We start from the raw sequence: 21742 nt of genomic DNA on the forward strand, positions 1-21742 counted from the left end.
ATCCCCAGGGAAGAGGGTGGTACGCGTGGACCGCTGCGTCGTCCTGGTGGACGCCGGCTATCTGCTGGGCGCCGCCGCCAGTCTTCTCGCCGGGGAGCCCTCCCGCTCCCGCATCACCGTCGACCATGCCGCCCTCATCCAGGGCCTGCGCGAGCGCGCCGAGGCCGACACCGAGCAGCCCCTGCTGCGCATCTACTGGTTCGACGGCGCGCCCGACCGGGTGCCCCAGCCCGAGCACCGGCGGCTGCGCGTCATGCCCCGCGTCACCGTCCGACTGGGCGCGCTGACCCGCAGCGACGGCCGCTGGGCGCAGAAGGGCGTCGACGCCGCCATGCACGCCGAGCTCACCGAGCTGGCCCGCAACCGCGCCTGCTCCGACGTCGTGCTCGTCACCGGCGACGGGGACCTGCTGCCCGGCCTGATGTCCGCCAAGGAGCACGGCGTCGCCGTCCACCTGTGGGCCGTCCAGGCCGCCGACGGCGACTACAACCAGTCCGAGGACCTCGTCGCCGAGGCCGACGAACGCCGCGTCCTGGACCGGGCCTGGATCACCCGGGCCGTCCGCGCCAAGGACCTGGCCGGACTGTGCGCGCCGCCTCCCGCGCCCCGCCCCGAGATCGCCGCCATCCTCTCCGCCCCGCTGCCCGAGGCGGCCCTCGCCGAGGCCGCCCGCAGCGCCGGGACCAACGGCGCCGCGGCCCCCGCCCCCGCCGAGCCCGAGGGGGGCGGCGCCCCGGTGCCCGCCCCCGCCGCCGGGGGCAAGACCGTACCCACGCCCAAGGACCTCGCCGGCTCGCTGCGGGCCCCCGGCCAGCAGTCCGGGCCCGCGGGCGGCCACGGGCACGCGGGCGGCGCCCAGCCCCCGGCCGGCAGCGCCCTGCGCTGGTCCTCCGACAAGGGCTGGATCGACCGGGCCGGACCGCTCGGCGAGCCCGCCGAGACCGCCTCGCTGCCCACCCTCGCCCAGCTCACCTCCGCAGAGCAGCGCTGGGCGGACCGGGAGGAGGACATCACCACCGTCGGCGGCGACCCCTTCGAGGTCGGCCAGGTCTTCGCCCGGCGCTGGATGGAACGCCTCCCGGAAACCGTCCACCTGCAAAAACTCGCCACGATGTACCCGCGGATCCCGCACCGCATCGACGGGGAACTGCTGCGCTACGCGGCCCGCTTCGGGCTGCTCGCGCACAAGGACGACCAGATCGACGAGCACGACCGCTACGCCATCCGCGCCGGGTTCTGGCGGGAGATCGACGTCCGCGCGGCCGCCGAGCACGTCGCCGCCTCCCCCTCCGCCGTACCCGCCGGACCGGCCCCGCAGGCGGCCGAGTAGGGCGCGGGCGCGGGGCCGGCGGCGGCGCCGGACAGGGCGCCGGCGGCACCTCCCGGCGGGGGCCGGACGAAAGCCGCGTAGGCTGCTCCCTCGTGAGTACGGGCACAGCAGCAGCACAACCGAACACGGCAGCGGCCGCGGACGCGGCCTCGGACGTGGTCTGCGCGGTGCGTGACCTGGTCAAGACGTATCCCGCGGTACGGGGACGGCGCGGAGCTCCCGCCCTGCCCGAGACCCGGGCCACCGACGGGATCTGCCTGGACGTGCGGCGCGGCGAGATCTTCGGGCTGCTCGGCCCCAACGGAGCCGGCAAGTCCACCCTGGTCCGCCAGCTCACCGGCCTCATGCGGCCCGACTCCGGCTCCGTGACCCTGCTCGGCCACGACCTCGTACGCCACCCCGAGCGGGCGGCCCGGCTGCTCTCCTACCTCGGTCAGGAGTCCACCGCCCTCGACGAGCTCACGGTCGCCCTGGCCGCCGAGACCACGGGACGGCTGCGCGGGCTCGACGCGGCGACGGCGCGCGCCGAACGGGACGCCGTCCTGGAGGAGCTCGGGCTGACCGGGATCGCCGGACGGCCCCTGAAGAAGCTCTCCGGCGGGCAGCGGCGCCTGGCGTGCTTCGCCGCCGCACTGGTGGGCGAGCGGCCCGTACTGGTCCTCGACGAGCCCACCACCGGCATGGACCCGGTCGCCCGGCGGGCCGTGTGGGCGGCCGTGGACCGGCGGCGCGCCCAGCACGGGGCCACCGTCCTGCTGGTCACGCACAACGTCATCGAGGCGGAGACGGTCCTGGACCGGGTCGCCGTCATCGATCAGGGCCGGGTCATCGCCTGCGATTCCCCGGCCGGGCTGAAGGCGCGGGTCTCCGGAGAGGTCCGGCTGGAGCTGGTGTGGCGCGAGAGCGCCCCGCTGGAGGTGCCCGAGGTGGCGCGGCTGCACGAGGACGCCGTCGTCTCCGGACGCCGCTGGGCGCTGCGACTGGCCCCGGACGAGGCGCGGACCGCGGTGGCCGCGGTCACGGGCGGGCCGGCCTTCGCGGCCCTCGACGACTTCACTCTGGCGACCCCCAGCCTGGAGGACGTGTACCTCGCCCTCGGCGGCAAGACGAAAGGGCTGGTGAAGTCATGAGCGAGCGCACACCGGGCGCGGTGGCGCAGGCCATCGGCCCGGCGCCGGTCCCGGCGCCGGTCCCGGCCGCCGCGACGAGCCCCGTGTCCCGCCCGGCGGCGCCCCTGGCCCCGCGGGCGCGGCTGTTCCCCGCGCTGGCCGCCGTGTACCGGGCGCAGCTGTCCCGGGCCCGGGTGTCGCGGATCCCGCTGCTCTTCGTGGCCACCTTCCAGTCCGTCGGGATCATGGTCCTGATGCGGGGGGTGGTGGACGGGGGCTCGGAGGCCCGGGCCGTCGTCGCCGGCTCCTCCGTCCTGGTCGTCGCCTTCGTCGCGCTGAACCTGCTCGCCCAGTACTTCGGGCAGCTGCGGGCCAGCGGCGGGCTGGACCACTACGCCACGCTGCCCGTGCCGCCCGCCTCGGTGGTGCTGGGCGCGGCCGCCGCGTACGCCTCCTTCACCCTGCCGGGCACGCTGGTGACGGCCGTGTTCGGATGCCTGCTGTTCGGGCTGCCGATGGGCGGGCTGTGGATCCTGGCCGCCGTGGTGCCGCTGGCCGGGGCCGCGCTGGCCGGGCTGGGGGCGGCCCTCGGGCTGCTGGCGCCGCGGCAGGAGCTGGCCACGCTGGCCGGGCAGCTCGGCATGTCGGCGGCGCTGCTGCTGGGGGTGCTGCCGCCGGAGCGGATGCCGGACCCGATCGTGTGGGCGCGGGACCTGCTGCCGTCCACGTACGGGGTGGAGGCCTTCGCCCGTACGTTCGCACCGCATCCGGACTGGGCGGCGGTCGGGCTGGACCTCGGGGTGTGCGCGGCGGTGGGCGTGCTCTCGCTGGCCGTCGCCACGTGGGCGTACCGCCGGGCCGCCGTCCGCTGAGCCGACGGCCGCCGGGGCCCGTCGCCCCCGGGTGGTCCTGCTGATGTCGACGCCGTCGGCACCTGGCACGATGTGGGGGTGACCGAAGCCGTGACCACGCCCTCCCCGCACGAACCGCCGCTGCCGCCCGACAAGCCGGGCGGCTCCGCCGGGGGCATCACCCCCGCGGACATCCGCGACGGGGCCGCCGTGGCCCTGGTGATCGGGGTGGCCGGTGTGCTGCTCGGAGTGCTGTGGGCGTGGCTGGCGCCGAAGGCGCAGTACGTCTCGAACGGCGAGGCCGTCTTCCTGAAGAACTCCGAGAGCGAGGCCCGGATCGGGGCCGACGGGACGTTCTTCCTGCTGTCGCTGGGGTTCGGCGTACTGAGCGCCGTGCTCGTGTTCCTGTGGCGTCGCCGGGGCGGCGTCCCGCTGGCCGTCGGGCTGGCGATCGGCTCCTGCTTCGCCTCGCTGGTGGGGTGGCGCACGGGGCTGTGGCTGGGCCCGTCCTCGGACGTGGCCGCCGCTGCCGTGAAGGCGGGCAAGGGGGTGGCCTTCGACGCGCCGCTCCAGCTGCTGGCGCAGGGGGTGCTGCTGGTCTGGCCGATGGTCGCCGTGGCCGTCCACCTCGGCCTGACGGCCCTGTGGACCCCGCCCGACGAGGACCCGTCCGAGGAAGCCGGCGACGCCTGGGCCGTCTACCCTCCGCCGCACGTCCACGGGGCACCCGCCCCGGCCCCGTCGGACGACCCGTCCGCGCCGGAGCCCCCGCGGGCCTGATCGTCAGGGGCCGCGCCGTGCGGGACCCGCGCGGCGGTCACGCGCGGGCGATGGGCGCCACGGTCGCGTCCGTCAGCGTCGTCAGGGTGGCGGGCGGGAGTTCCACCTCCAGGCCCCGGCGGCCCGCCGAGACGCAGATCGTGGCGTGCGCGCCCGCCGACTCGTCCACCACCGTGCGCAGCCGCTTGCGCTGGCCCAGCGGGGAGATGCCGCCCCGTACGTAGCCCGTCGTGCGCTCCGCCAGCGCCGGGTCGGCCATCGCCGCCCGCTTCCCGGAGACGGCGGTCGCGAGCGCCTTCAGGTCCAGGCTGCCCGACACCGGGACCACCGCCACCGTCAGCACGCCGTCCACCTCGGCGACCAGCGTCTTGAAGACCCGGTCCGGGGAGACCCCCATGGCCTGGGCCGCCTCCTCGCCGTACGAGGGGTGCGCCGGATCGTGCTCGTACGCGTGCAGAGTGAACTCCGCGCGGGCGGAGGTGAGGGCCGCGATCGCCGGGGTCCCCGCGGGGGCCTTCTTCTTCGCCATCAGTCCTTCGCCATCAGTTCGGGCTCGTCGGCGCGCGCGTCAGGTCCACCGCCGGCAGCGACGGCAGGTGGCGGATGACGGCCGTCTCCGCGCGCAGCAGCTTCAGTTCCTCCGCGAGCCGCGTCGCGGTGTCCGGCGCCTGGAGCAGCCGCTGCTTCGCCGGGATGTCCAGTACGGCCGCGGCCGCCACCAGGTACGAGACCACCGAGGGCTCGTCCGGCAGGTCCGCCGCCGAGGTCAGGGACCGTTCCCGGGCGCCGGCCAGCCGCTTCTGGTAGTTCCGGAAGGCCCGCAGGACCCCTTCCGCCAGCGCGCCCGCGCCCTCGCCCGCGTCCTCCGGGAGCTCCTCCAGCTCCGCGACCAGGTACGGGCCGGAGGCGTCCACCGACAGCAGGCGCACCCGCGCCGTACCGGTGGCGAGCACCTCGAAGCTGCCGTCCTCCCGCTCCCGGATCGTCGCCGCGTCCGCGATGCAGCCCACCCGGTGGAAGGCCTGGACGGGGTCCGGGCCGAAGCCGGCCGTCGGGCCCCGCTCGGGCAGCGCCGTCTGGTCCGGCAGGCCCGGGGCGGTGGGCGCGACCTCCCGGCCGTCGCGGATCGCCACGACCGCGAAACGGCGCGGCTCTTCGTCGCCCGTCTTCAGCAGCTCGCGCATCATGGCGCGATAACGCTCCTCGAACACGTTCAGCGGGAGGACGAGTCCCGGGAACAGCACCGAGTTGAGCGGGAAGAGGGGCAGACGAACGGAGGTCACGAGGCACAGGGTAGTGGCCGGGGGGCAGGGGCTGTCACCTCAGTTGTCCGCACTCCGCGCGCTCACCCCCGCCTCAGCAGCCGTGAGGCTCCCGCCGCCACCGTCGTCGCCAGGGTCCAGCCCAGCAGGACCAGCGCCGCCGAGCCCCACTGCCAGCCGCCCTCCACGTTCCACTGGCCGTCCTGGCCGAGATCGATCACCGGCAGCAGCAGGTCCAGGGCGTACAGGGCGGCGTCCCAGTGCGGGTGCTCGTCCGCCTTGATCGGGGGCGGCTGGTGCCGGGAGAACAGCAGCCCGCCCGCCGCCCACAGCACCGCCATCCACAGGGCGGCCCGGCCCGGGCGGTACCCGTACGCCACCGTCCAGTCCTGCAGGTACCCCCAGGCCTTGAGCGCCGGCGGCAGGGTGGCCCGGCGCCGGCGCTGCTTGGCCAGCAGCACCTCGCGGGCGTCCGCGTCCTCGCCGCTGGCGCGCAGGACGGAGGCCAGCCGCTCGTACGGCTCCGGCGAGTACTCGGGGGTGGCCGCCGCCACCCAGTCCAGCCGGCGCGCCAGCGGGAAGTGGCCGCGGGGCGCGAGGTTCTCGTACGCGAACCCCTCCATCGAGACCCCGCCCGGGCCGGGCCAGCTGGTGGAGGTGTCGACCAGCTTGACCACCTTCGCCCCCGACAGCACCACCCGGCCCCGCTCCGGCCGCTCGCCGACGAACCGCAGCTCCGGGGTCTGGATCCGGCGCAGCGAGACCTCCTGCTCCGCGGTCAGGACGAACCGGGCGCCGTAGAAGTCGACCGCGTCGCCGAAGCGGCCGTCGTCCAGGCGCAGACCGCCCCGGCACTCGAAGCGCTGGGCCCGCTGCCCGCGCGTGGGCGTCTGGCCGAGCCCGTACGGGGGAGTGGAGGAGCCGGAGTCCCCCAGGACGTAGTCGAGGGCGATCGAGGTCAGGTACAGGGTCCGCTCGACGGTCAGCTGCGGGGCGTTCAGCGCGCGCCGCCCGTGCGGGTTGCGCAGCCGGGCCCCGCGCAGGTTCATCGACACGCCGACCTTCGCCCCGCGCAGGCTCACCTCCCCGTCCGTCTCCAGCAGCTCGCCCTGGAAGTCCTGGGCCACCGACATGCCGTCCGCGGCGATGGCCCGGCCCTTGTCGTCCCGGCGCACCACGGCCTGGCTGATCAGCAGGTCGGTGCCGATCTGCGCGTCGGTCAGCCGGATCCCGCGGGCCACCCGGCAGCGCGGCAGGTGCAGATCGCCCTCGGTGTGCAGCCGGGAGGCGTCCAGCCGCGGTATCGCGCAGTTGATCATGCGCAGGGTGATGAACCGGGTCTCCGACAGCTGGATCTCACTGTCGAAGCGACAGGACTGGAGTTCGACGTACGGCTGGACCGTCCCCCCGGACAGGTCCAGCCGCCCCGTGATCCGTACACCGCGCAGCTTCAGTGCCGACACCCGGCCCGGCACCGGCGGCGGCCCGTGGAGCAGCAGCAGCGCCACCACCTGGGCGCGGACGCTGCGCCCGGCGCCCCAGGTCCGCCCGCTGTCGTGCGGATCGTCCTCGTTGGCGGCGCGGGCGCTGAGATCGCAGACGCTGCCGGTCCGGTACGCCTGCCACATACGGCGTTCGGGATCGGTCAGATCCGCGGGCTGCTCGCCCGCCCGTGCCTCCGCCATGGCGGCCCCCCTCCGCTGCGCATACGTGTAAGGGAACGCTAGTGGGCGCCCGTGACATCCGGGGCGTGTATCAGCCAGTGATACGGGCGGACGGTGGCGGGAGACGGTCTGAGAGAATTGGGAGGTGATCTCTCGTATCGACCTGCGCGGTGACGCCCTCCCCGAGGGCGGCGCCCTGCGCGATCTGCTGCCCCGTGCCGAGTTCGACGTGGAAGCCGCCCTGGAGAAGGTGCGGCCCATCTGCGAGGACGTCCATCATCGCGGCACGGCGGCGTTGATCGAGTACGCGCAGAAGTTCGACGGCGTCACGCTGGAGCAGGTCAGGGTCCCCGCCGAGGCCCTCAAGACCGCCCTCGAAGAGCTGGACCCGGCCGTGCGCGCCGCGCTGGAGGAGTCCATCCGGCGCGCCCGGATCGTCCACCGCGAGCAGCGCCGCACCGAGCACACCACCCAGGTGGTCCCCGGCGGGACCGTGACCGAGAAGTGGGTTCCGGTCGAGCGCGTGGGCCTGTACGCCCCGGGCGGCCGCTCCGTGTACCCGTCCTCCGTCGTCATGAACGTCGTACCGGCGCAGGAGGCGGGCGTCGAGTCGATCGCGCTCGCGTCCCCGCCGCAGAAGGAGTTCGGCGGGCTGCCGCACCCGACGATCCTCGCCGCGTGCGCGCTCCTCGGCGTGGACGAGGTGTACGCGGCCGGCGGCGCCGTGGCCGTCGCGATGTTCGCGTACGGCACGGAGGACTGCCTCCCGGTCAACATGGTGACCGGCCCCGGCAACATCTGGGTCGCCGCCGCCAAGCGCTACTTCACCGGCCGCATCGGCATCGACACCGAAGCCGGCCCGACCGAGATCGCGGTCCTCGCGGACTCCACGGCCGACCCGGTCCACGTCGCCGCCGACCTCATCAGCCAGGCCGAGCACGACCCGCTGGCCGCCGCCGTCCTCGTCACCGACTCCGAGGAGCTCGCGGCCGCCGTCGAGCGGGAGCTGGAGCCGCAGGTCGCGGCCACCAAGCACGTAGAGGACCGGATCAAGCCGGCGCTCGCGGGCAAGCAGTCCGCGATCGTCCTGGTCGACAGCCTGGAGGACGGCCTCAAGGTGGTCGACGCGTACGGCGCCGAGCACCTGGAGATCCAGACCGCCGACGCCGCCGCCTGGGCGGCCCGCGTGCGCAACGCCGGCGCGATCTTCGTGGGCCCGTGGGCCCCGGTCTCGCTCGGCGACTACTGCGCCGGATCGAACCACGTGCTGCCCACCGGCGGCTGCGCCTGCCACTCCTCCGGCCTGTCCGTGCAGTCCTTCCTGCGCGGCATCCACATCGTCGACTACACGCGCGACGCCCTCGCCGAGGTCACCCACCACGTGGTGACGCTCGCCGAGGCCGAGGACCTGCCGGCGCACGGCGCGGCCCTCAAGGCCCGCTTCGGATGGAAGGTGCCCGGCCAGTGACCTCGTACGACCAGGTCGGCATCGACGACCTCCCCATCCGCGACGAGCTCCGCGGCAAGACCCCGTACGGCGCCCCCCAGCTCGACGTGCCCGTCCAGCTGAACACCAACGAGAACCCGTACGAGCTCCCCGAGGAGCTGGTCCGGCGCATCGCCGAGCGCGTCGCCGAGGCCGCCCGCACCCTCAACCGCTACCCCGACCGGGACGCGGTGGAGCTGCGGACCGAGCTGGCCGCGTACCTCACCCGCACCGGCAAGCACCCGGTCGGGCCGGAGAACGTCTGGGCCGCCAACGGCTCCAACGAGGTCATCCAGCAGCTGCTGCAGACCTTCGGCGGGCCCGGGCGGACCGCGATCGGCTTCGAGCCCTCGTACTCCATGCACGCGCTGATCGCGCGCGGCACCGGCACGGGCTGGATCTCCGGTCCCCGCCGGGAGGACTTCACCATCGACGTGGAGGCGGCCGGGCAGGCCATCGCCGAGAACGCTCCCGACGTCGTCTTCATCACCTCGCCCAACAACCCCACCGGGACCGCGGTCGAGGCGGAGACCGTCCTCGCCCTCTACGAGGCCGCGCAGGCGGCCAAACCCTCCCTGGTCGTCGTGGACGAGGCGTACGTGGAGTTCAGCCACCGCGACTCGCTGCTGCCGCTGATCGAGGGCCGCCCCCACCTGGTGGTCTCCCGGACCATGTCCAAGGCCTTCGGCGCCGCCGGGCTGCGCCTGGGCTACCTGGCCGCACACCCGGCCGTGGTCGACGCCGTCCAGCTCGTACGCCTGCCGTACCACCTGTCGGCCGTCACCCAGGCGACCGCGCTGGCCGCCCTGGAGCACACCGACACCCTGCTCGGCTACGTCGAACAGCTCAAGGCCGAGCGGGACCGCCTCGTGACCGAGCTGCGGGCCGTCGGCTACGAGGTCACCGAGTCCGACGCGAACTTCATCCAGTTCGGGAAGTTCGAGGACTCGCACACCGCCTGGCGGAAGATCCTCGACCAGGGTGTCCTGGTCAGGGACAACGGCGTACCGGGATGGCTGCGGGTCACCGCGGGCACCCCGGCGGAGAACGACGCGTTCCTGGAAGCGGTTCGCGCACTGAAGAAGGAGCAGCACGCATGAGCCGCATCGGACGGGTCGAACGGACCACGAAGGAGACCTCGGTCCTCGTCGAGATAAACCTCGACGGCACCGGCAAGGTCGACGTCTCGACGGGCGTGGGCTTCTACGACCACATGCTCGACCAGCTCGGCCGCCACGGCCTCTTCGACCTCACGGTCAAGACGGACGGCGACCTGCACATCGACAGCCACCACACCATCGAGGACACCGCCCTCGCCCTCGGCGCCGCCTTCAAGCAGGCCCTCGGCGACAAGGTCGGCATCTACCGCTTCGGCAACTGCACCGTGCCGCTCGACGAGTCCCTCGCCCAGGTGACCGTCGACCTGTCGGGCCGCCCCTACCTCGTGCACACCGAGCCCGAGAACATGGCGCCGATGATCGGCGAGTACGACACGACGATGACCCGGCACATCTTCGAGTCCTTCGTCGCGCAGGCCCAGATCGCCCTGCACATCCACGTCCCGTACGGGCGCAACGCCCACCACATCGTGGAGTGCCAGTTCAAGGCCCTCGCCCGCGCCCTGCGCTACGCGGCGGAGTTCGACCCGCGCGCCGCCGGGATCCTGCCCTCCACGAAGGGCGCCCTCTAGCGTGAACGGCCTGAACACCATCCTCATCGTCCTCGGCCTCTTCCTGGCCGGCGGCGTCTACTCCTTCCAGAAGCAGAAGATGCCCGCGTCGGTCATCGTCCTGCTCGCCATCGGCTCCGCGATGTGCCTCGCCGCCGGAGTCCTGCGGATCCAGGGGATTTGGGAATGAGCGCAGCCCGACCGACCAAGACGGTCGTGGTCTTCGACTACGGCTTCGGAAACGTACGTTCCGCCGAGCGCGCGCTGGCGCGGGCCGGGGCGGACGTGGAGATCACCCGCGACTACGACAAGGCCATGGACGCCGACGGGCTGCTCGTCCCCGGTGTCGGCGCCTTCTCCGCCTGCATGCAGGGGCTCAAGGACGCCCGCGGCGACTGGATCATCGGCCGCCGGCTCTCCGGCGGCCGGCCCGTCATGGGGATCTGCGTCGGCATGCAGATCCTCTTCGAGCGCGGCATCGAGCACGGCGTGGAGACGGAGGGCCTCGACGAGTGGCCCGGCACCGTCGAACCGCTGCGCGCCCCGGTCGTGCCCCACATGGGCTGGAACACCGTGGACGCCCCGGCCGACAGCCAGGCCTTCAAGGGGCTGGACGACGAGGCCCGCTTCTACTTCGTGCACTCGTACGCGGTCCGCGACTGGAGCCTGGAGGTCACCAACCCGGTGATCCGCGCCCCCAAGGTCACCTGGGCCACCCACGGCGAGCCCTTCGTCGCGGCGGTGGAGAACGGGGCCCTGTGGGCCACCCAGTTCCACCCCGAGAAGTCCGGCGACGCCGGTGCCCAGCTCCTCACCAACTGGATCGAGACCCTCTGATGACCGCCAGCAAGCTGGAACTGCTGCCCGCCGTCGACGTCCGCGACGGCCAGGCCGTCCGCCTCGTGCACGGGGTGTCCGGCAGCGAGACCTCGTACGGGTCCCCGCTCCAGGCCGCCCTCGCCTGGCAGGCCTCCGGGGCCGAGTGGCTCCACCTCGTCGACCTCGACGCCGCCTTCGGCACCGGTGACAACCGCGCGCTCGTCGCCGAGATCACCGGTGCCATGGACATCAAGGTCGAGCTCTCCGGCGGCATCCGCGACGACGCCTCGCTCGCCGCGGCCCTCGCCACCGGCTGCACCCGCGTCAACCTCGGCACCGCCGCCCTGGAGACCCCCGAGTGGGCCGCCAAGGCGATCGCCGAGCACGGGGACAGGATCGCGGTCGGGCTCGACGTGCGCGGTACGACCCTCAAGGGCCGCGGCTGGACCAGCGAGGGCGGGGACCTCTACGAGACCCTCGCGCGCCTGGACTCCGAGGGCTGCGCCCGGTACGTCGTCACCGACATCGGCAAGGACGGCACGCTGACCGGCCCCAACCTGGAGCTGCTGAAGAACGTGTGCGCCGCCACCGACCGGCCGGTCGTGGCCTCCGGCGGCATCTCCTCGCTGGACGACCTGCGGGCGCTGGCGGAGCTGGTGCCGGCGGGCGTCGAGGGCGCGATCGTCGGCAAGGCCCTGTACGCGAAGGCATTCACGCTGGAAGAAGCCCTGAAGGTGGTCTCCGCATGAGCTCCGTCCGTCGCATCTCCTCCGGCGGCCCCTACGAGGACGTCATCGGGTACTCGCGCGCCGTGCAGCTCCCGAACGGGCTCGTGCTCGTCTCCGGCTGCACCGCCGGCGACGCGGGCGGACCGTACGACCAGACCGTCGCCGCGTTCGGCGTCGCGTTCAAGGCCCTCGCCCAGGCCGGACTCGGCCCCGAGGACGTGGTGCGCACCCGCATGTACCTCACCCACGCCCGCGACGTGGACGAGGTGGGCCGCGCCCACAAGCTCCTGTTCGACGCGGTCCGGCCCGCCGCGACGATGCTGATCGTCTCCGGCTTCGTCGACCCGTCGATGGTCGTCGAGGTCGAGGTCGAGGCGTACCGCCCGGTTCAGGAGGCCTCCGCATGACCCTCGCCGTACGCGTGATCCCCTGCCTCGACGTGGACAACGGCCGCGTCGTCAAGGGCGTCAACTTCCAGAACCTGCGGGACGCGGGCGACCCGGTGGAGATGGCCAAGCTGTACGACGCCGAGGGCGCCGACGAGCTGACCTTCCTCGACATCACCGCGTCCTCCGGGAACCGCGAGACCACGTACGACGTGGTCCGCCGGACCGCCGAGCAGGTCTTCATCCCGCTGACCGTGGGCGGCGGCGTCCGCACCGCGCAGGACGTGGACAAGCTGCTGCGGGCCGGCGCCGACAAGGTCGGCGTGAACACCGCCGCCATCGCGCGCCCGGAGCTGATCCGGGAGATCGCGGAGCGGTTCGGCCGGCAGGTGCTCGTCCTGTCCGTGGACGCCCGCCGCACCGCCACCGGCTCCTTCGAGGTCACCACGCACGGCGGCCGCCAGGGCACCGGCATGGACGCCATCGAGTGGGCGCACCGGGCGGCCGAGCTGGGCGCCGGGGAGATCCTGCTGAACTCGATGGACGCCGACGGCACCAAGGACGGGTACGACACCGAGATGATCGCGGCGGTGCGCAGGCACGTCACGGTCCCGGTGATCGCCTCGGGCGGCGCCGGGCGGCTGGAGCACTTCGCCCCGGCGATCGCGGCCGGCGCCGACGCGGTGCTCGCCGCCTCGGTGTTCCACTTCGGCGACCTGCGCATCGGCCAGGTCAAGGACACCCTGCGCGAGGCGGGCCACCCGGTCCGCTGACCGCCGACCGCCGCGCGGGGCCGGCCGGCCCCGCGCGGATCCGCCGGAGACCCCCGGGTGCCCGGCCTGGCCGTCTAGATGCCCAGCTTGGCCGTCGTCAGCTTGGCGACGGCCTCCTTCGGGCCGTCCAGCTCCACCGCGGCCGCGTCCTGGCGGCCGAAGCAGAAGAGGGTCAGCTCGCCCGGCTCACCGGTGACCGTCACCACCGGGGTGCCCTTGTGCGCCACCGCCGTCTGGCCGTTCGGGCGGCGCAGCACCAGCCCCACCGGTGAGCGGCGGCCCGTCAGCCGGGCCAGCTTCTCCAGGCGGGACCACAGGGCGTCCGAGAAGACCGGGTCCAGCGCGCGCGGCGACCAGTCCGGCTGGGCGCGCCGTACGTCCTCGGCGTGGACGTAGAACTCCACCGCGTTGGCCGCCTCGTCGATCTGTTTCACCGAGTAGAGGGACATCTTCGGCGGCCCGGTGCGGATCAGCTGGATCAGTTCCTCGTACGGCTTGGCCGCGTACTCGGCCATCGCCTTGTCGAGCCGGTCCTTGAGGACGTTCAGCAGCAGACCGCCCGCCGCGTCCGGGCGGCGTTCCCGGACCACCACGTGCGCCGCCAGTTCCCGGGCTCGCCAGCCGTCGCACAGGGTGGGCGCCTCCGGCCCCGCCGCCTCCAACAGGTCCGCCAGCAGCAGGCGTTCGCGCTTCGCATGGGTAGACATGGGGGCCACCCTACGACCGGCGGCCCCGCTTCGCCCGCCCATCAGGCGGACGGTGATCCGTCACGGCCGTCCGGGCGCGGCACAATGGCCCCCATGAGTACGTCCTCCCTCGATCCCGCCATCGCCGCCCGGCTCAAGCGCTCCGCGGACGGCCTGGTCCCGGCCATCGCCCAGCAGTACGACACCGGTGAGGTGCTCATGCTCGGCTGGATGGACGACGAGGCCTTGCACCGCACCCTGACCACCGGCCGCTGCACGTACTGGTCCCGTAGCCGCCAGGAGTACTGGGTGAAGGGGGACACGTCCGGCCACTTCCAGCACGTGAAGTCCGTGGCCCTCGACTGCGACGCCGACACCCTCCTCGTCAAGGTCGACCAGGTCGGCGCCGCCTGCCACACGGGCGCCCGTACCTGCTTCGACGCCGATGTCCTTCCGCTGGCCGAATAGGTAGGTAGGGTCCCACCCCATGGATCTTGAGACGTTCCGCAAGCTCGCGGCGGACCGCCGCGTCATCCCCGTGAGCCGCAAGCTGCTGGCCGACGGTGACACCCCCGTCGGGCTCTACCGCAAGCTGGCCGCCGAACGCCCGGGCACCTTCCTCCTGGAGTCCGCGGAGAACGGCCGCTCCTGGTCCCGCTACTCCTTCGTCGGGGTGCGCAGCGCCTCCACGCTGACCGTCCGGGACGGTCGCGCGCACTGGATCGGGACCCCGCCCGTCGGCGTCCCCACCGACGGCGACCCGCTCGAAGCCCTGCGCGCCACCGTCCAGACCCTGCACACGCCCCGCGACCTGGCCGCCGGGATGCCGCCCTTCACCGGCGGCATGGTCGGCTACCTCGGCTACGACATCGTGCGCCGCCTGGAGCGCATCGGCGAGCACACCGACGACGACCTGCGGCTGCCCGAGCTGACCATGCTGCTCACCTCCGACCTGGCGGTCATGGACCACTGGGACGGCACGGTCCAGCTCATCGCGAACGCCATCAACCACAACGACCTCGACACCGGCGTGGACGAGGCGTACGCGGACGCCGTGGCCCGGCTCGACGCGATGGAGGCCGACCTCGCGCGCCCCGCCCCGTACACGCCCACGCCGCTGCCCGCCTCGGAGCTCCCGCAGTTCTCGGCCCTGTGGGGCGGCGAGAAGTACCAGGACGCCGTCGAGGACATCAAGGAGCGGATCCGGGCCGGCGAGGCCTTCCAGGTGGTGCCCTCGCAGCGGTTCGAGACGCCCTGCGCGGCCTCCGCGCTGGACGTCTACCGGGTGCTGCGGGCCACCAACCCGTCCCCGTACATGTACCTGTTCCGCTTCGAGAACGGCTTCGACGTCGTCGGCTCCAGCCCGGAGGCCCTGGTCAAGGTCGAGGACGGGCGGGCCATGGTCCACCCGATCGCCGGCACCCGCCACCGCGGGGCCACCCCGCAGGAGGACCACGAGCTCGCCGAGGAGCTGCTGGCCGACCCCAAGGAGCGCGCCGAGCACCTGATGCTCGTCGACCTGGGCCGCAACGACCTCGGCCGGGTCTGCGAGCCGGGATCGGTCGAGGTCGTCGACTTCATGTCGATCGAGCGGTACTCGCACGTCATGCACATCGTCTCCACGGTCACCGGCCGGGTCGCCGAGGGGAAGACCGCCTTCGACGTGCTGACCGCCTGCTTCCCGGCCGGCACCCTCTCGGGCGCGCCCAAGCCGCGCGCCATGCAGATCATCGAGGAGCTGGAGCCCACCCGGCGCGGCCTGTACGGCGGCTGCGTGGGCTACCTCGACTTCGCCGGGGACTCCGACACGGCCATCGCCATCCGCACGGCGCTGCTGCGCGACGGCACCGCGTACGTCCAGGCGGGCGCCGGGGTCGTCGCGGATTCGGTGCCCGAACTGGAGGACCTGGAGTGCCGCAACAAGGCGGCCGCCGTGCTGCGCGCGGTGGGAGCGGCGAACCGGCTGAACGGCGCGTGACGCGGTAGGGGATAGTGGGGTGCGTGAGTGCCGTACCCCCACCCCGAAACGACGCCGACACCCCCGATGCCCCGCAGGCCCCGGACGCTCGCGGCGGCCGCCGCAGCGTGGCCGTCGCCCTGCTGTTCGGAGCGCTCGGCGCCACCGTCGTCCTGCTCGCCTCCGGCCGCGTCTGGGCCCGGGGCACCGCCGCCGTCGGGGGCGGCTCGCTGCCGCTGACCGCGGACGGGCGGGCCGTCACCGGGCTGCCGGCGGCCCTGGCCATCGTGGGCCTCGCGGCCCTGGTGGCCGTGTTCGCCGTACGCGGCAGGAGCCGGCTGCTGGTCTCCGGGCTGCTGGCGCTGAGCGGGCTGGGCGCGGCGCTGGCCGCCGTACTGGCCGCGGACGACCGGCGGGCGCTGGACGAGCAGGCCGCCCGTACGGCCGCGGACACCGCGGCGCAGGTGGGGGCGCTGACCCACACGGCCTGGCCGTACGTCACGGCCGCCGGCGGGGCGCTGATCCTGCTCGCCGGACTGCTGGCCCTGCGGTTCGGCGGCGGCTGGCCGGCGATGGGCGGCCGCTACGAGCGGGACGGCAGCCCCCGGCCCCGCAAGGCGGCGACGGTGGACCCCGACCGGCCCGAGGACCTGTGGAAGGCCCTGGACCGCGGCGAGGACCCCACCCGCTGACCACGCACCCCTGCCGGTGCGGGACAATGAGCACCGAGCATTCGACACACTGCGATTTCTGAACCGCACTGCGACAGAGCAAACGAGGAGCAACTCATGGCGGGCACTAACCACGGACACACCCCGGCCGCCTGGACCGGTGTCATCATCGCCTTCATCGGTTTCTGCATCTCCGGCGCCTTCATGGTGCTCGCCAACCCGCTCGGGTTCTGGGCCGGTCTCGTCGTCGTCGCGCTCGGCGGTGTGGTCGGTCTGGCGATGAAGGCCGCGGGCATGGGCATGCCGAAGGCCGCCCACGAGGACCTGGCCGTGGTCATCGCCTCCAACAAGGCCGCCGCCAAGGTCTGACCGGTCGGTGCACACCCCCGAAAGGCGCGGCCCCGTGGGGCTGCGCCTTTTGTCATGAGCGGAGACAATCAGCGCGTGGACGCCCCTCACAGCCCCTACGCCGTGCCGCCGGTGCCGCCCGTGCCGCCCGTGCCCGAGTCCGCGCCCGCGCCCGCGCAGGGCCTCGTCCGGCGGCTGGCCCCGCCGGGGCTGACGCTGGCCGCGGCGGGCCTGGCGTTTGCGTACGTGGGCACCGTGGATCCGAATGAACCCGGCCACTATCCGGTCTGCCCGCTATTCCGGCTCACCGGAATCCTGTGCCCCGGATGCGGCGGTCTGCGCAGTGCGCACGCCTTCGCCCACGGCGACCTGATCACCGCTTTGGGGGCAAATGCCCTGGCCGTCGCCGGCTACTTCGTCTTCGCGGGCTTCATGATCCTGTGGCTGGTTCGCGCCGGTCGCGGCGGTCCGACCCCGAGCTTTACCCTGCGGCGGCCGTACTGGTGGGCCGTCGGGGTACTGGCCCTGGTCTTCACGGTGGTCCGAAACCTGCCGTTCGGGGCCGCGCTGGCCCCGTGAGACCGGGAGATTCCCTTATGAATCCCGGATTCCGAATGTCCATTCCCTGGGACGCCGTCAACCGCGTGCGGAGGGCAAGGCCTCCTGCGGATACCATTTGATTGCTGACCTTGCAGTTGTACGTGTCTGCAAGGCGGCCGACCGTCATCGACCCGGAAGGGGGCCGCTCGCGTGAGTGTGCTCGACGAGATCATCGAAGGGGTCCGCGAAGACCTTGCCGAACGGCAGGCCCGCGTGAGCCTCGACGAGCTCAAGGAGCGTGCCGCCAAGGCGCCCCAGGCCAAGGACGGCGTCGCTGCCCTGCGCGGCGACAGCGTCAAGGTGATCTGCGAGGTCAAGCGCTCCAGCCCCTCCAAGGGCGCGCTGGCCGCGATCGCGGATCCGGCCGGGCTCGCCGCCGACTACGAGGCGGGAGGTGCGGCGGTCATCTCCGTCCTCACCGAGCAGCGCCGTTTCGGCGGCTCGCTGGCCGACCTGGAGGCCGTCCGCGCCCGCGTGGACATCCCGATCCTGCGCAAGGACTTCATCGTCACGGCGTACCAGCTGTGGGAGGCCCGCGCCTACGGCGCCGACCTCGCGCTGCTCATCGTCGCGGCCCTGGAGCAGGAGGCCCTCGTCTCCCTGATCGAGCGGGCCGAGTCCATCGGGCTCACCCCGCTCGTCGAGGTCCACGACGAGGACGAGGTCGAGCGCGCGGTTGCGGCCGGCGCCAAGATCATCGGCGTCAACGCCCGCAACCTCAAGGACCTCAAGGTCGACCGCTCCACCTTCGAGCGCGTCGTCGGCGAGATCCCGGCCCACATCGTCAAGGTCGCCGAGTCCGGCATCCGCGGGCCGCACGACCTGATCGCCTACGCCAACGAGGGCGCCGACGCCGTCCTCGTCGGGGAGTCCCTGGTGACCGGACGCGACCCGAAGGCGGCCGTGGCCGACCTCGTCGCCGCCGGCGCCCACCCCGCCCTGCGCCACGGACGGAGCTGACCCGTCCCATGGCCCCCAACCGTCCCACCGTCCGCACCCGACCGGGCCACGGCCCGGCCGGCGTGCCGACGGCGCACGCGCCCCTGGCGCGCGGCTGCCGCCCCCGCGGCTGCCGCGCCCCGGCCCGGCGCGTGCACGGGCGGCGGGTCCGGTACGTGATCGGCTCCGAGCCCGGTCAGGTCAACGGCATGCGATGGCGCACCGCAGGCGCGCTGTGACGAGGACCGCCCCGGTCCGGTACGCCTGACGCCACCGTCGCCTTCCGACGGTGCGGGCGTACCGCCCCGCGCGGTACCCGCTCACGGCCTGTCGCCCCGGGCCGCCGGCCCCGGGCACGGGCCGCTGCGCCCGTACGCATCCCCACCCCCGCAGCGGGGTGCGCGTGCGGCGGGCCCACGGCGCAATACGGTGCATCCATCCCATCGCACCCGTAGGAGTACTGGCCATGTCCAGCAACTCGTTCTTCATCCCGGACCCGGAGGGTCACACCCCGAACGCCGAGGGTTACTTCGGCGACTTCGGCGGCAAGTTCATCCCGGAGGCGCTCGTCGCCGCCGTGGACGAGGTCGCCGTCGAGTACGACAAGGCCAAGGGCGACCCGGCCTTCGCGGCCGAGCTCAACGACCTGATGGTCAACTACACGGGCCGGCCCAGCGCCCTCAGCGAGGTGCCGCGCTTCGCCGAGCACGCCGGCGGCGCCCGGATCTTCCTCAAGCGCGAGGACCTCAACCACACCGGCTCGCACAAGATCAACAACGTGCTGGGCCAGGCGCTGCTCACCAAGCGCATGGGCAAGACCCGCGTCATCGCCGAGACCGGAGCCGGGCAGCACGGCGTGGCCACCGCCACCGCCTGCGCCCTCTTCGGCCTGGAGTGCACCGTCTACATGGGCGAGATCGACACCCAGCGCCAGGCCCTGAACGTGGCCCGCATGCGGATGCTGGGCGCCGAGGTCATCGCCGTGAAGTCCGGCTCCCGCACCCTCAAGGACGCCATCAACGAGGCGTTCCGCGACTGGGTCGCCAACGTGGACCGCACCCACTACCTCTTCGGCACGGTCGCCGGCCCCCACCCCTTCCCGGCCATGGTCCGCGACTTCCACCGGGTCATCGGCGTCGAGGCCCGCCGCCAGATCCTGGAGCGCACCGGGCGGCTACCCGACGCCGTCGCGGCCTGCGTCGGCGGCGGCTCCAACGCCATCGGCCTCTTCCACGCCTTCATCCCGGACACCGACGTCCGCCTGGTCGGCTTCGAGCCCGCCGGGCACGGCGTCGAGACCGGCGAGCACGCGGCCACGCTGACCGCCGGCGAGCCCGGCATCCTGCACGGCTCCCGCAGCTACGTCCTCCAGGACGAGGAGGGCCAGATCACCGAGCCGTACTCCATCTCGGCCGGCCTGGACTACCCGGGCATCGGCCCGGAGCACTCGTACCTCAAGGACAGCGGCCGCGGCGAGTACCGCGCGGTCACCGACGACGCCGCGATGCAGGCCCTGCGCCTGCTCTCCCGTACGGAAGGCATCATCCCGGCGATCGAGTCGGCGCACGCGCTCGCGGGCGCCCTCGACCTCGGCAAGGAGCTCGGCAAGGACGGGCTGATCGTGGTCAACCTGTCCGGCCGCGGCGACAAGGACATGGACACGGCGGCCCGCTACTTCAACCTGTACGACACCGACGCCTCCGAGGGGGAGACCAAGTGAGCGGCAACATCGAACTCCTCTCCGCCACCCTCGCGAAGGCCAAGTCCGAGGACCGCGCGGCCCTCGTCGCCTACCTCCCGGCCGGGTTCCCGACCGTGGACGGCGGCATCGAGGCCGTCAAGGCCGTCATCGCGGGCGGCGCGGACGTGGTCGAGGTCGGGCTCCCGCACAGCGACCCCGTCCTGGACGGCGCGGTCATCCAGACCGCCGACGACATCGCCCTGCGCGGCGGGGTCAAGATCGCCGACGTGCTGCGCACCGTGCGCGAGGCGCACGCGGCCACCGGGGCGCCGGTGCTGGTGATGACGTACTGGAACCCGATCGACCGCTACGGCGTGGAGCGGTTCGTCACCGAGCTGGCCGCGGCGGGCGGGGCGGGCTGCATCCTGCCCGACCTGCCGGTCCAGGAGTCCGCACTGTGGCGCGAGCACGCCGACAAGCACGGTCTGGCGACCGTCTTCGTCGTCGCCCCGAGCAGCAAGGACGAGCGCCTGGCGACCATCACGGCCGCCGGTTCCGGCTTCGTGTACGCCGCCTCGCTGATGGGCGTCACCGGCACGCGCGAGTCGGTCGGCAACGAGGCCCAGGAGCTGGTCCGCCGGACCCGGGCCACCACCGAGCTGCCGGTCTGCGTGGGGCTGGGCGTCTCCAACGCCGTCCAGGCCAAGGAGGTCGCGGGCTTCGCCGACGGCGTGATCGTCGGCTCGGCCTTCGTGAAGCTGCTGCTGGACGCGCCGGACCTGCCGGCCGGGCTGGCGGCCGTGAAGGCGCTCGCCGGCGAGCTGGCGGAAGGCGTCCGCAGGGGCTGACGCCCGCAGGCGGGCCGGTGCGTTCGATCGGCGGCGCGAACCCCTGAGCGGGTTCTGTAGCCCGATCGGGTGGAAGTGGGAGCGGGGAGGCACGCGAGTGCCTCCCCGCTTCGTTTGGCCGAACGTGAGCGAGAAGAACGACGGTGCGAACCGCGATGCGAAACGATCGGCCCGCGAGCGGCTCCAGGTGGAGCGCGAGCGCGAGAAGAAGAGGGAGAAGCGGCGGCGGACCATCGTCGTGGCGTCGGCCGTGGTCGGCGTCCTCGGCCTGGCGGCCGTCGTCGGCCTGATCGCGGCCAACACCAAGAAGGGCGACAGCTCCGCGGCCGGGGGCCCGGTGACCGCCCCCTCGGGCGCCACGGGCAAGGACGCGCTGGCCATCCAGGCCGGCAAGCCGGAGGCCAAGTCCACGCTGACGGTGTGGGAGGACTTCCGCTGCCCGGCGTGCAAGGCCTTCGAGACCAACTACCGGGACACGGTCCACGAGCTGGAGGCCAAGGGCCTGCTCAAGGTCGACTACCACCTGGTCACCCTGATCGACGGGAACATGGGCGGCAGCGGCTCGCTGAAGGGCGCCAACGCGGCCGCCTGCGCGCAGGACGCCGGGAAGTTCCCCGCCTACCACGACGTCCTGTTCGAGAACCAGCCGCAGGAGACGGACGACGCGTACGGGAACAACGCGAAGCTGCTGGAGCTGGCGGGCAAGGTGGACGGGCTGGTCACCCCCGAGTTCCGCAAGTGCGTCGAGGACGGGATCCACAACAGCTGGGTGAACAAGTCCTACGAGGCCTTCCGCGCCGGGAAGTTCCGGGGCACCCCGGCCGTGCTGCTGAACGGCAAGGACATCTTCGCCGACCAGGCCAACCCGGTGACCCCGCAGAAGCTCAAGGAGCAGGTGGAAGCGGCCGCGAAGGGCAGCGGCGGAGGCGACGCCGCGGCCTCGCCGTCCGCGTCGCCCTCGGCCTCGGCCTCGGCCTCGCACTCCGCCTCGCCGAGCGCGGCCGCGAAGGGGTCGAAGACCTCGGGCTCCGGCTCATCCTCCGGCTCGTCCTCCGCCTCCTCCTCGGCCGTGGCGAAGTCCTCCGCCACCTCGGCGGGCTCACGGGCCGGCTCGGCGGGGGCCGCGAAGGGGGCCGGCGAGGAGTGAGCTGGGGT

25 protein-coding genes and 1 pseudogene are annotated in these 21742 nt (G+C 73.5%); 22 read left to right on the forward strand and 4 right to left on the reverse strand.

Annotated features, from left to right (window positions below; all coding sequences use genetic code 11):
- Nucleotides 1-16 precede the first annotated feature (16 nt).
- From CP980_RS24495 to CP980_RS24510, 4 genes are all read left to right on the forward strand, one after another.
- Nucleotides 17-1330 carry an NYN domain-containing protein gene (locus tag CP980_RS24495; protein ID WP_132755963.1) on the forward strand — a complete coding sequence of 438 codons (1314 nt, stop codon included), beginning with the start codon at nucleotides 17-19 and terminating at the stop codon, nucleotides 1328-1330.
- A gap of 92 nt (nucleotides 1331-1422) precedes the next feature.
- On the forward strand, nucleotides 1423-2460 hold the full coding sequence (locus CP980_RS24500) for an ABC transporter ATP-binding protein (protein ID WP_189999101.1): 1038 nt from the start codon (nucleotides 1423-1425) through the stop codon (nucleotides 2458-2460).
- Nucleotides 2457-3311, forward strand: coding sequence for an ABC transporter permease (locus CP980_RS24505; RefSeq protein ID WP_132755965.1), 855 nt, complete (start codon nucleotides 2457-2459; stop codon nucleotides 3309-3311). Before CP980_RS24500 ends, CP980_RS24505 begins: the two co-directional genes overlap by 4 nt.
- A 78-nt stretch (nucleotides 3312-3389) precedes the next feature.
- Nucleotides 3390-4070: a DUF2567 domain-containing protein gene (locus tag CP980_RS24510; protein WP_229907396.1), complete on the forward strand. Its 681-nt coding sequence runs from the start codon at nucleotides 3390-3392 to the stop codon at nucleotides 4068-4070.
- A 37-nt stretch (nucleotides 4071-4107) separates the two neighbouring features.
- Here CP980_RS24510 and ybaK read toward each other — a convergent pair whose 3' ends face one another.
- The 3 genes from ybaK to CP980_RS24525 form a co-directional block, all read right to left on the reverse strand.
- Entirely contained in the window at nucleotides 4108-4599 is a 492-nt protein-coding gene (gene ybaK, locus CP980_RS24515) for a Cys-tRNA(Pro) deacylase (protein WP_150529095.1), read from the reverse strand.
- 13 nt (nucleotides 4600-4612) lie between these two features.
- The gene (locus CP980_RS24520) at nucleotides 4613-5353 is read right to left on the reverse strand and encodes an LON peptidase substrate-binding domain-containing protein (protein ID WP_132755971.1); all 741 of its coding nucleotides are present in this window, start codon (nucleotides 5351-5353) and stop codon (nucleotides 4613-4615) included.
- A 62-nt stretch (nucleotides 5354-5415) separates the two neighbouring features.
- Nucleotides 5416-7017, reverse strand: a complete 1602-nt coding sequence (locus CP980_RS24525; protein ID WP_132755973.1) for an oxidoreductase — start codon at nucleotides 7015-7017, stop codon at nucleotides 5416-5418.
- Between the two features lie 124 nt (nucleotides 7018-7141).
- Here CP980_RS24525 and hisD point away from each other — a divergent pair, with 124 nt between their 5' ends.
- Genes hisD through hisF form a run of 8 tightly spaced genes read left to right on the forward strand, consistent with a single transcriptional unit; the run spans nucleotide 7142 to nucleotide 12857 of the window.
- On the forward strand, nucleotides 7142-8464 hold the full coding sequence (gene hisD, locus CP980_RS24530) for a histidinol dehydrogenase (RefSeq protein ID WP_150529096.1): 1323 nt from the start codon (nucleotides 7142-7144) through the stop codon (nucleotides 8462-8464).
- Nucleotides 8461-9582 carry a histidinol-phosphate transaminase gene (locus CP980_RS24535; protein ID WP_229907395.1) on the forward strand — a complete coding sequence of 374 codons (1122 nt, stop codon included), beginning with the start codon at nucleotides 8461-8463 and terminating at the stop codon, nucleotides 9580-9582. Before hisD ends, CP980_RS24535 begins: the two co-directional genes overlap by 4 nt.
- Nucleotides 9579-10172 carry an imidazoleglycerol-phosphate dehydratase HisB gene (gene hisB / locus CP980_RS24540; RefSeq protein WP_030155936.1) on the forward strand — a complete coding sequence of 198 codons (594 nt, stop codon included), beginning with the start codon at nucleotides 9579-9581 and terminating at the stop codon, nucleotides 10170-10172. Before CP980_RS24535 ends, hisB begins: the two co-directional genes overlap by 4 nt.
- Nucleotide 10173: 1 nt before the next feature.
- Nucleotides 10174-10341, forward strand: coding sequence for a hypothetical protein (locus CP980_RS35245; protein ID WP_167535875.1), 168 nt, complete (start codon nucleotides 10174-10176; stop codon nucleotides 10339-10341).
- Nucleotides 10338-10988, forward strand: a complete 651-nt coding sequence (gene hisH, locus CP980_RS24545; RefSeq protein WP_099893198.1) for an imidazole glycerol phosphate synthase subunit HisH — start codon at nucleotides 10338-10340, stop codon at nucleotides 10986-10988. The genes CP980_RS35245 and hisH overlap by 4 nt, the downstream gene beginning before the upstream one ends.
- Nucleotides 10988-11719: a bifunctional 1-(5-phosphoribosyl)-5-((5-phosphoribosylamino)methylideneamino)imidazole-4-carboxamide isomerase/phosphoribosylanthranilate isomerase PriA gene (gene priA / locus CP980_RS24550; protein ID WP_099893200.1), complete on the forward strand. Its 732-nt coding sequence runs from the start codon at nucleotides 10988-10990 to the stop codon at nucleotides 11717-11719. Before hisH ends, priA begins: the two co-directional genes overlap by 1 nt.
- Entirely contained in the window at nucleotides 11716-12105 is a 390-nt protein-coding gene (locus CP980_RS24555; RefSeq protein ID WP_132755979.1) for a RidA family protein, read from the forward strand. The genes priA and CP980_RS24555 overlap by 4 nt, the downstream gene beginning before the upstream one ends.
- Nucleotides 12102-12857, forward strand: coding sequence for an imidazole glycerol phosphate synthase subunit HisF (hisF, locus tag CP980_RS24560; RefSeq protein ID WP_099893204.1), 756 nt, complete (start codon nucleotides 12102-12104; stop codon nucleotides 12855-12857). Before CP980_RS24555 ends, hisF begins: the two co-directional genes overlap by 4 nt.
- A gap of 74 nt (nucleotides 12858-12931) precedes the next feature.
- On the opposite strand, the gene CP980_RS24565 is transcribed toward hisF, so the two are convergent.
- Nucleotides 12932-13564 (reverse strand): TIGR03085 family metal-binding protein, encoded by a 633-nt coding sequence (locus tag CP980_RS24565; RefSeq protein WP_132755981.1) that lies wholly within the window; start codon nucleotides 13562-13564, stop codon nucleotides 12932-12934.
- 84 nt (nucleotides 13565-13648) lie between these two features.
- On the opposite strand from CP980_RS24565, the gene hisI reads away from it, so the two are divergent.
- The 10 genes and pseudogenes from hisI to CP980_RS24615 all read left to right on the forward strand — a co-directional run.
- Nucleotides 13649-14011: a phosphoribosyl-AMP cyclohydrolase gene (gene hisI / locus CP980_RS24570; protein WP_053786912.1), complete on the forward strand. Its 363-nt coding sequence runs from the start codon at nucleotides 13649-13651 to the stop codon at nucleotides 14009-14011.
- Nucleotides 14012-14030: 19 nt separating this feature from the next.
- A complete protein-coding gene (locus tag CP980_RS24575) occupies nucleotides 14031-15521 on the forward strand; it encodes an anthranilate synthase component I (RefSeq protein ID WP_150529097.1) in 1491 nt (496 codons plus the stop codon).
- 14 nt (nucleotides 15522-15535) lie between these two features.
- On the forward strand, nucleotides 15536-16192 hold the full coding sequence (locus CP980_RS24580; protein ID WP_132755985.1) for a TIGR02234 family membrane protein: 657 nt from the start codon (nucleotides 15536-15538) through the stop codon (nucleotides 16190-16192).
- 96 nt (nucleotides 16193-16288) lie between these two features.
- A complete protein-coding gene (locus CP980_RS24585; protein WP_099893212.1) occupies nucleotides 16289-16540 on the forward strand; it encodes an HGxxPAAW family protein in 252 nt (83 codons plus the stop codon).
- Nucleotides 16541-16615: 75 nt separating this feature from the next.
- On the forward strand, nucleotides 16616-17098 hold the full coding sequence (locus CP980_RS24590; RefSeq protein WP_373312994.1) for a DUF2752 domain-containing protein: 483 nt from the start codon (nucleotides 16616-16618) through the stop codon (nucleotides 17096-17098).
- Between the two features lie 171 nt (nucleotides 17099-17269).
- Nucleotides 17270-18079, forward strand: a complete 810-nt coding sequence (gene trpC / locus CP980_RS24595) for an indole-3-glycerol phosphate synthase TrpC (RefSeq protein WP_132755989.1) — start codon at nucleotides 17270-17272, stop codon at nucleotides 18077-18079.
- Between the two features lie 8 nt (nucleotides 18080-18087).
- A complete protein-coding gene (gene trpM / locus CP980_RS24600) occupies nucleotides 18088-18297 on the forward strand; it encodes a tryptophan biosynthesis modulator TrpM (protein ID WP_099893216.1) in 210 nt (69 codons plus the stop codon).
- A gap of 227 nt (nucleotides 18298-18524) precedes the next feature.
- A complete protein-coding gene (gene trpB / locus CP980_RS24605; protein ID WP_150529098.1) occupies nucleotides 18525-19778 on the forward strand; it encodes a tryptophan synthase subunit beta in 1254 nt (417 codons plus the stop codon).
- Nucleotides 19775-20587, forward strand: coding sequence for a tryptophan synthase subunit alpha (gene trpA, locus CP980_RS24610; protein WP_099893220.1), 813 nt, complete (start codon nucleotides 19775-19777; stop codon nucleotides 20585-20587). The genes trpB and trpA overlap by 4 nt, the downstream gene beginning before the upstream one ends.
- 124 nt (nucleotides 20588-20711) lie before the next feature.
- Nucleotides 20712-21503: pseudogene (locus CP980_RS24615) on the forward strand (DsbA family protein); the annotation flags it as partial.
- Between the last annotated feature and the right edge of the window lie 239 nt (nucleotides 21504-21742).

It is taken from the genome of Streptomyces vinaceus (assembly GCF_008704935.1).
GTDB lineage: Bacteria > Actinomycetota > Actinomycetes > Streptomycetales > Streptomycetaceae > Streptomyces > Streptomyces vinaceus.